Here is a 7,992-nt window from a genome sequence, read left to right on the forward strand (position 1 = left end):
GGCAAACCATGAGCACACCGGAACGCGGTCGCGTCCTTCTTTCTGTCACCGGCTTCAACCCGCAGCGCTGGTATGACCTTCTCTCCAAAGAGCGGGATGTCGTGCTGGAGCCCGACGGGGCGGAAGACCCTTCGATCGATTATGCCGTTGTCTGGAAGCACCAGAAGGGCGCACTCGCCAAGCTACCGAACCTGAAGGTCATCTTCTCCATCGGTGCGGGCGTGGATCACATCTTTGCCGACGACCAGGTGCCCGATGTGCCCATCGTGCGCGTGGTGGCGGAAAACCTCACGCAGTATATGTGCGAGTATGTAACGTGGCGGGTGCTCGACCATCACCGGCAGGGCGCCGTCTACCGGGAACAGCAGGTCAGGAAAGTCTGGCACGAGCCGCGGCAGCCGCCAGCCAACGAAGTTTCGGTAGGCATTATGGGGCTCGGACAGCTCGGCACCCGCGCCGCACAGGCCCTGTGTGCGGTCGGTTTTTCGGTGAATGGCTGGAGCCGCACGCCCAAGGATATCGATGGCGTCAAGGGCTTTCACGGCGAGGACGGGCTGACGCCCTTCCTCAACGCCACCGACATTCTGGTGGTGCTTCTGCCGCTGACGCCCGCGACCCACGGCATTGTGAACCATTCGCTGCTGTCGCGCCTGCGGCAGGATGGACCGCTGGGCGGTCCCTGCCTCATCAATGCGGGGCGCGGCGGGCTGCAGCGCGAGACCGACATCCTCAAGGCACTTGAGGAAGGTGTGCTGAAGGAAGCAAGCCTCGACGTGTTCGAACGCGAGCCGCTCGCGCCGGAAAGTCCGCTCTGGTCGCATCCACGTGTTTTCGTGACACCGCACGCGGCTGCCACTTCAGACCCGGCACATCTGGTGCCGCCCATGCTACGGCAGATGGATGCGTTCGAGAGTGGCAAGGCACTGGAAAACCTCGTTGATCGAAGCGCGGGGTACTAGGGCCGACGATAATGCGTCGGGCGACCGTAGAGGCGCTCAATCCGCTCGATGGCATCTTTCAGCGGTTCACGCGCCACCGTCATCGTGTTGCCGTTGGCGTGAAGCATCGTCTCGTGATCCAGCATGATCGCCACATGGCCTTTCCAGAAAACGAGGTCGCCACGGCTGAGCCCGGTTTGATCGGGCTCAATCACGGTGCCGATGCTCGCGGCCTGCATGTCGGTATCACGCAGGACGGTTCTTCCGGCCATGCGCATGGAAAGCTGCACCAGACCGGAACAGTCAATACCGAAGCCGCTTGCCCCACCCCACAGATAGGGTGTGTGCAGAAAGGTTCCTGCAACCGTGACATAGTCTTCGTGGTGCGTGTCGAGCGGCTGCAGGTGCCCGGCGATCATCGCGCCGCCCGAGGCAAGAAGCGCATATTGCGTGCCGCGATTTTCGACCGTTTCCGTGATGCAGACCGCCGCACCGATGCTGTGCGCCCCGATTGCAGGAGCCTTCAGCTCCGGCTCCGGATAGATGAAACTGCGCTGCGCACGAACACGATGCGTGGGGGCGACATCCTGCTCGGTAAGGCCCACGGCATTCACATAGCCCACATACCCATCATGCTCCGCCTGCACCCAGGCCCAGCCTCCGCGCCGTTCGAACACGCGCACCGCATCACCATGGAGGAACTGGGTGTCCATGCCGGCGTCGAGACGCGGGGCGCTGTGCACGTCGACGACGGGCGCGCCAATGCGTGCGGGCGTGCCGGCGGTGAAACGTTCCGCCTTCACCCTGCCCTCAAGACGGGCATCGGCAAGGTCTGCCCGGTGGGCGTGAAGGCGGCGGTCGAGTGTCGTCATAAAGGGAGCTCCGCGGATTTTGCCACCACCACATCGCCGAACCGCTCCACGAACAGGGCACCCTCGACGGTGCGCTTGATCAGGACATTGCGGCGGTCGCTCGGGTCGCGGTGGCGTGAAACGAGTTTCAGCGCGCCCATCGTGTCGAGGGCGCGGGTGATGACGGGTTTGGAGACATCGAGTTTCTCGGCAAGCCCGCGCACCGTGTGCGGCGGCGGGTCCAGATAGATCGTCAGAAGGATCGCAAGCTGGCGTTCGGTAAGGTCCGGTGCCTTGCCGCGCACCTCGGCAAGGCTGACCTGCTGCCACAGACGCAGCGCCTGGCTTGGCCTTAGCTGGACGGACATGTCAGGACCTGCCTTCACGGAGGAAACTGGAAACCGTTTCGGTTCCGTTTCATTCATGCCGCGAAAGGCAGGCCGGTGCAAGTGTCCACTGACGCGTTGTCAGGACGCACTCCCATAGCGATCCACCAGAACGCGTTCGATGGCGCGGATACCCTGCGCCTCGCCGCCGACCGGAGCGTGCGGCTTGTCTGCCGGGTTCCAGCCATAGATGTCGAAATGCGCCCAGCTCTTCGCCTTCTCCACAAAACGGCCAAGGAAGAGACCGGCAATCGGCGAACCGGCGAAGCCATCGAGCGAAACATTGTTGATGTCGGCGATCTTCGAATCGAGACGTGGGAGATAAGGCTTCCAGAGCGGCATGCGCCAGAGCGGGTCGGCGACCGCCTCAGAGGCCCGAGCCAGGGCTCCCGCCAGCGCTTCATCATCGGTGTAGAACGGCGGCACATCGGGCCCGAGCGCGACGCGGGCAGCACCGGTTAGCGTCGCCATGTCGATCAGGAGCTCCGGCTCTTCCTCGTCCGCAAGTGCCATCGCATCGGCAAGCACCAGCCGGCCCTCGGCATCGGTGTTGCCGATCTCGACGGTGAGCCCCTTGCGGCTGGTCAGCACATCGCCGGGACGGAAGGCATTGCCGGCGACGGCGTTCTCCACGGCAGGAATGAGCACACGCAGGCGAATGTCGAGCTTTGCCGCCATGAGCATCGAGGCAAGTCCAAGGACATTGGCCGCGCCGCCCATGTCCTTTTTCATGAGCAGCATGCCGGCGGCGGGCTTTATGTCGAGGCCGCCCGTATCAAAACAGACCCCCTTACCGACAAGCGTGACCTTTGGCGCTGCTTCCCGCCCCCAGCGCAGATCGAGAAGGCGCGGCGCGGCCTCGGCAGCGCGGCCAACCGCGTGGATCATCGGCAGGTTTTCCGTGAGGAGATCCTCACCCGCCGTCACCGCCAGCGTTGCGCCATGCTCCGAGGCGAGTGCGCGGGTAGCGGCTTCAAGCGCATCGGGCCCCATATCGCCGGCAGGCGTGTTGATGAGCTCGCGTGCAAGGACGCTGCCATTGGCCAGCCGCTCGACGCGGCCTGCATCCACCCCTTCGGGAACGGCGAAGCGAAGCGCGTTGCGTGGTTTCTTGCCATAGCGCGTGAAGGCATAGGAGCCGAGCATCAGGCCCAGGGTGGCGAGCTCGGCACCTTTCGGCGGAGCGGCAAAGTGCCAGTCGCCTTCCGGCAGATGACGGGCCAGCGCTCCGGCGGCAAGCGGATTGGCGGCATCCGGTTCGCCAAGTCCGAAGAACGCGCCGACCACCGCGCCGTTCCTGCCCGGTATCGTCAAAACCCTGCCCGAGGCGCCCGAAAAGCCGTTTGCCCGTGCCCAGGCGATGGCGTCCTTGGGTGCATCGCAGGCGTCCAGGTTATCGGCCTCGACCGTATAAACCGGCAGCGATGAAACCTCTTTCGAGCTCAGGAGCGTGACGGGCATTTGTTGTCTCCACGTTCAGGTTTTGCGGCGCGTTTTAACGCTCCGTTAGGGTTAACAGAATATTTCTCTCTGTTGAGAGTTGGCCGGAAAACGGCCGAAGCCAATCGGAGGGCGCGCGCAGATGTTTACCGAACAGCGCACGAATGCAACCGCAAACAGGATAACCATGACGGCCCTGGCGCTGATTATGGCAGTGTCAGTGGCCGGCTGCGCCAGAGACCGTATGACCACCGGTTCGATCAGCCGCAGCACGCCCAAGGCCGCTTCCAACGTTGCGACCATGAGCGAACCGCAACTACGGAGCGCTGCTGACTCCCTCGGTCGCGCTTACACACAGAACACCAAGGACAAGGCAACGGCACTGCGTTACGCCTCCGTGCTCCAGATGACCGGGCGCGTCGACCAGTCTCTGGCAGTGATGCGCAAGCTTGCCATCGATCATCCCAAGGACCGCGAAGTGCTGGCCGCCTATGGCAAGGCACTGGCGGCAGCCGGAGAGCTTCAGCCTGCGCTTGATGCAGTGCGCCGGGCGCAGACGCCCGAATATCCCGACTGGCGCCTGCAATCGGCCGAAGGCGCGATCCTGGATCAGCTCGGCCAGAAGGACGCGGCCCGGACGCTCTATCGCCAGGCGCTCAATTTAAAGCCCGGTGAGCCTTCCGTCCTTTCGAACATGGGAATGTCATATCTGCTCGAAGGCGATCTGAAATCGGCAGAGCATTATATGCGGCAGGCAGTGCAGGCTTCCGGCGCCGACAGCCGTGTGCGGCAGAACCTGGCGCTGGTCGTCGGGCTTCAGGGACGTTTTGGCGAAGCTGAACAGCTCGCCCGGCAAGAGCTTTCGCCTGAACAGGCCGAAGCCAATGTCGCATATCTGCGGTCCATGCTCGCACAGCAGAATGCGTGGAGCCAGATCTCCGACGACAACCAGAAGAAGCGCCAGTAACGGCGCTTCATTTCCAAGGCACACGTTCTGGAAAGGCCGCTTCGAGCGGCCTTTTCTATGATTTCAGAACAGGCCCTGCTGTTTGATCTGGATGCCGGCCGGCCCGAGAATGACGGCGAACAGGACAGGGATGAAAAAGAGGATCATCGGCACGGTGAGTTTGGGCGGCAGTGCGGCCGCCTTTTTCTCCGCCTCGTTCATGCGCATTTCACGGCTCTCGTCCGCAAGAACCCTGAGCGCATGGCTGACGGGCGTGCCATAGCGTTCGGCCTGGATCAGCGCCTGCGTGACGCTCTTCACCGTTTCCAGCCCGGTGCGCGCAGCGAAATTCTCATAGGCCTGACGCCGCTCCTGCAGGAAGGAGAGTTCGGCATTCGTCAGCACCAGCTCCTCGGCCAGCGCGACCGACTGGGCGCCGATCTCGTCCGCCACACGGCGGAATGCGGCTTCGATCGACATGCCCGATTCAACGCAGATCAGCATCAGATCGAGCGCGTCCGGCCATGCAAGCTGGATCGATTTCTTGCGCTTTGCCGCAAGGTTGCTGACATACAGCACCGGTGCATAGAAACCCGCATAGGCGGCGATGATGCAGACGAAGGCCTTCACAAACAAAGGCTGCTCGGGCAGCCCGCCGAGCATGAAAATGTAGACGCCCGCCAGAAGCAGCGTCACAAATGGAAGAACGAGCCGGAAAAACAGAAACTTTGTCAGCGGGTTCTGGCCGCGGAAGCCGGCTGTGCGCAGTTTGGCCACCGCCGCATCATCGGCCAGCGCGCGGCGCAGGTCGAGCCGATCGACGATGGCGCGCATGCCTTCAGACTGATGTTCGCGCAGACCCCGACGGCGCTTGTCAGCCTCGGCGGCCAGACGCGCGCGCTGCCGCGCCCGCAGTTCCTCACGCTCCAGCGCAACGCTTTTCATACGGGATTTCAGCGGATCGCCGCCAAACGCCGGCAAAAGCGTGAACACCGTTGCAAAAACCGCCACCGCAACCAGAATTGCAATCAGGAAACTGGGCTCGATGATACTTCCGACGGCATCTGAAGGCATTGTCTAAACCTCGAAATTGATCATGTTCCGCATTACGAGAATGCCGATCGTCATCCACAGTGCGGAGAAGCCCAGGATCAGATGCCCCGCGCTCGTCGTGAAAAGCGGCATGATGTAGGTCGGGCTGGTGAGATAGACGAGGAACGCGACGACAAAAGGCAGGGCGCCGATGATAACGGCCGACGCCTTGGCTTCCATCGACAGCGCCTGAACCTTCGCCTTCATCTTCTTGCGGTTGCGCAGAACGCGCGACAGATTTGACAGCGCCTCTGAGAGATTGCCGCCCGCCTGGGACTGGATCTGGATAACGATGCCGAAGAAATTCGCTTCGGGGCAGGGCATCGTCTCACCCATTCGCAGGCAGGCCTCCGGTGTCGAAACGCCCATCTGCTGGGCTTCCACGATCCGCCGAAACTCGGTGCGCACGGGCTCCTGTGCCTCGCTCGCAATCAGGCGGATGCCATCATTGATCGGCAGGCCCGATTTCACCGCACGCACGATAACATCGAGCGAATTGGGAAACTCGTTCAGGAATGCCTTGACCCGGCCACGGCGCTTCCAGGCAACGAACCAGCGCGGCAGGCCCAGCGCTCCGACAATCAATGCGCCCGGGAGAACAAGAAGCGGGGCGCCCATGATGAAAACCACCAGAGTAAACGCCAGCGCGCAGATCGCAGAAATGATGTGAAACCGCTCCGGAGTCACGTTCATTCCGGCCTGTTTGAGCTGCATCTTGAGCGGCGGCTTGCGGACCTTGCTGTCGCGCTTCTTCTGCCGTTCTTCCAGATCCTTCAGGGAATCCTGGATGGATTTGCGCCGTTTCGCCGTTTCGGCCACGCGGTCGCGCGACGCCTTGATCGATATCTGGTCGGTCTGCGCCCGCTTGACGGTATCCAGCCGGCGGCCGACCTTCTTTTCTGCCGCCATGTTGTTGAACATCAGCGCATAGGCCACCGCGCCAGCGCTACAGCCGGCCAGAAGCACGAATGCAATCAGAGTGATGTCCATTCCAAACATGGTTTTACCCGCTCAAACTGGAACAGGAAGCCGCTGACATTTTAGTCAGACTTCCTTTCCATCGCTTCCAGCGCATTCGCCAGACGCTGCTCTTCACCATAGTAACGGGCGCGGTCCCAGAAATGCGGCCGCGCGATGCCCGTCGATACGTGCTCGCCAATGATCTTGCCGTTCGCGTCCTCGCCCTTCATGTCGTAGAGCATGAGGTCCTGCGTGATGATCACGTCACCCTCCATGCCGATCACCTCGGTCACATGGGTAATGCGGCGCGAACCGTCGCGCAGGCGCGTCGCCTGGATGATGACATCCACCGAACCGACAATGATCTCCCGCACCGTTTTCTGCGGCAGCGTGAAACCGCCCATGGCGACCATGGATTCGATTCGGTTCAGACACTCACGTGGATTGTTGGAGTGGATCGTTCCCATCGAACCGTCATGGCCCGTGTTCATCGCCTGAAGGAGATCGAACACTTCGGGGCCGCGAACCTCGCCGACGATGATCCGTTCGGGGCGCATGCGCAGACAGTTGCGCACCAGGTCGCGCATGGTGACTTCACCCTCGCCCTCAAGATTGGGCGGGCGGGTTTCCAACCGTACCACATGCGGCTGCTGAAGCTGCAGTTCGGCAGAGTCCTCGCAGGTGATGATGCGCTCATCGAGATCGATGAAGCTCGTCAGACAGTTGAGCAGCGTCGTCTTGCCCGAGCCGGTGCCGCCCGAAATCAGGACATTGCAGCGCACCCGGCCGATGATCTTCAGAAGCTCGGCGCCTTCCGGTGAGATAGCGCCAAAGCGGACCAGCTGGTCGAGGGTAAGCTTGTCCTTCTTGAACTTACGAATGGTGAGCGACGCGCCATCGATGGCGAGCGGCGGCGCGATGACGTTGACACGGGAGCCGTCGGGCAGGCGCGCATCACAGATCGGGCTCGATTCATCGACGCGGCGGCCCACCTGGCTGACGATGCGCTGGCAGATGTTGAGAAGCTGCTGGTTGTCGCGGAAGCGCACGCCGGTCTGTTCGACCTTGCCGTTCACCTCGATGTAAACATGCTCGGCACCATTGACCATGATGTCTGCGATGTCGTCACGCGCCAGGAGCGGTTCCAGCGGGCCGTAGCCGAGCACGTCGTTACAGATGTCTTCGAGCAGTTCTTCCTGCTCGGAGATGGACATCGCAAAATTCTTGATCGCGATGATATCGTTGACAATGTCGCGGATTTCCTCGCGCGCACTATCGGGGTCGAGATTGGCGAGCTGCGAGAGATCGATGGTCTCGATCAGCGCCGAAAAGACCTGGCTCTTGGTGTCATAGTAGGACTCGCTGCGCGCCCGGGCCGG

8 protein-coding genes are annotated in these 7,992 nt (G+C 62.2%); 2 read left to right on the forward strand and 6 right to left on the reverse strand.

The genetic code is table 11. The features are described 5' to 3' along the window. Positions 1–8: 8 nt before the first annotated feature. A complete protein-coding gene (locus JCM21793_RS06880) occupies positions 9–959 on the forward strand; it encodes a 2-hydroxyacid dehydrogenase (protein ID WP_025029893.1) in 951 nt (316 codons plus the stop codon). On the opposite strand, the gene JCM21793_RS06885 is transcribed toward JCM21793_RS06880, so the two are convergent. The 3 genes from JCM21793_RS06885 to JCM21793_RS06895 all read right to left on the reverse strand — a co-directional run bounded on the left by JCM21793_RS06885 (position 956) and on the right by JCM21793_RS06895 (position 3,636). Beyond that, on the reverse strand, positions 956–1,810 hold the full coding sequence (locus JCM21793_RS06885) for a C40 family peptidase (RefSeq protein WP_025029894.1): 855 nt from the start codon (positions 1,808–1,810) through the stop codon (positions 956–958). The genes JCM21793_RS06880 and JCM21793_RS06885 overlap by 4 nt on opposite strands. Next, positions 1,807–2,157 carry a MarR family transcriptional regulator gene (locus JCM21793_RS06890; protein WP_025029895.1) on the reverse strand — a complete coding sequence of 117 codons (351 nt, stop codon included), beginning with the start codon at positions 2,155–2,157 and terminating at the stop codon, positions 1,807–1,809. The genes JCM21793_RS06885 and JCM21793_RS06890 overlap by 4 nt, the downstream gene beginning before the upstream one ends. A gap of 99 nt (positions 2,158–2,256) precedes the next feature. Then, positions 2,257–3,636, reverse strand: coding sequence for a leucyl aminopeptidase family protein (locus JCM21793_RS06895; RefSeq protein WP_025029896.1), 1,380 nt, complete (start codon positions 3,634–3,636; stop codon positions 2,257–2,259). A 121-nt stretch (positions 3,637–3,757) separates the two neighbouring features. Here JCM21793_RS06895 and JCM21793_RS06900 point away from each other — a divergent pair, with 121 nt between their 5' ends. Beyond that, a complete protein-coding gene (locus JCM21793_RS06900) occupies positions 3,758–4,582 on the forward strand; it encodes a tetratricopeptide repeat protein (RefSeq protein WP_007009185.1) in 825 nt (274 codons plus the stop codon). A 63-nt stretch (positions 4,583–4,645) separates the two neighbouring features. On the opposite strand, the gene JCM21793_RS06905 is transcribed toward JCM21793_RS06900, so the two are convergent. From JCM21793_RS06905 to JCM21793_RS06915, 3 genes are all read right to left on the reverse strand, one after another. After that, complete coding sequence (locus tag JCM21793_RS06905) at positions 4,646–5,635, reverse strand: type II secretion system F family protein (protein WP_007009184.1); 990 nt, start codon at positions 5,633–5,635, stop codon at positions 4,646–4,648. A gap of 3 nt (positions 5,636–5,638) precedes the next feature. After that, positions 5,639–6,652 carry a type II secretion system F family protein gene (locus JCM21793_RS06910; RefSeq protein WP_025029897.1) on the reverse strand — a complete coding sequence of 338 codons (1,014 nt, stop codon included), beginning with the start codon at positions 6,650–6,652 and terminating at the stop codon, positions 5,639–5,641. A gap of 41 nt (positions 6,653–6,693) precedes the next feature. After that, on the reverse strand, positions 6,694–7,992 hold a 1,299-nt coding region (locus JCM21793_RS06915; protein WP_025029898.1), incomplete at its 5' end, for a TadA family conjugal transfer-associated ATPase.

The sequence above is a fragment of the Nitratireductor aquibiodomus NL21 = JCM 21793 genome (assembly GCF_000615975.1).
GTDB classification, from domain to species: Bacteria; Pseudomonadota; Alphaproteobacteria; order Rhizobiales; family Rhizobiaceae; genus Nitratireductor; species Nitratireductor aquibiodomus.

Excerpts from the sequence above, each read along its gene's own strand:
- JCM21793_RS06880 (WP_025029893.1), top strand. The coding sequence starts at position 9 with ATGAGCACACCGGAACGCGGTCGCGTCCTTCTTTCTGTCACCGGCTTC.
- JCM21793_RS06885 (WP_025029894.1), bottom strand. The coding sequence starts at position 1,810 with ATGACGACACTCGACCGCCGCCTTCACGCCCACCGGGCAGACCTTGCC.
- JCM21793_RS06890 (WP_025029895.1), bottom strand. The coding sequence starts at position 2,157 with ATGTCCGTCCAGCTAAGGCCAAGCCAGGCGCTGCGTCTGTGGCAGCAG.
- JCM21793_RS06895 (WP_025029896.1), bottom strand. The coding sequence starts at position 3,636 with ATGCCCGTCACGCTCCTGAGCTCGAAAGAGGTTTCATCGCTGCCGGTT.
- JCM21793_RS06900 (WP_007009185.1), top strand. The coding sequence starts at position 3,758 with ATGTTTACCGAACAGCGCACGAATGCAACCGCAAACAGGATAACCATG.
- JCM21793_RS06905 (WP_007009184.1), bottom strand. The coding sequence starts at position 5,635 with ATGCCTTCAGATGCCGTCGGAAGTATCATCGAGCCCAGTTTCCTGATT.
- JCM21793_RS06910 (WP_025029897.1), bottom strand. The coding sequence starts at position 6,652 with ATGTTTGGAATGGACATCACTCTGATTGCATTCGTGCTTCTGGCCGGC.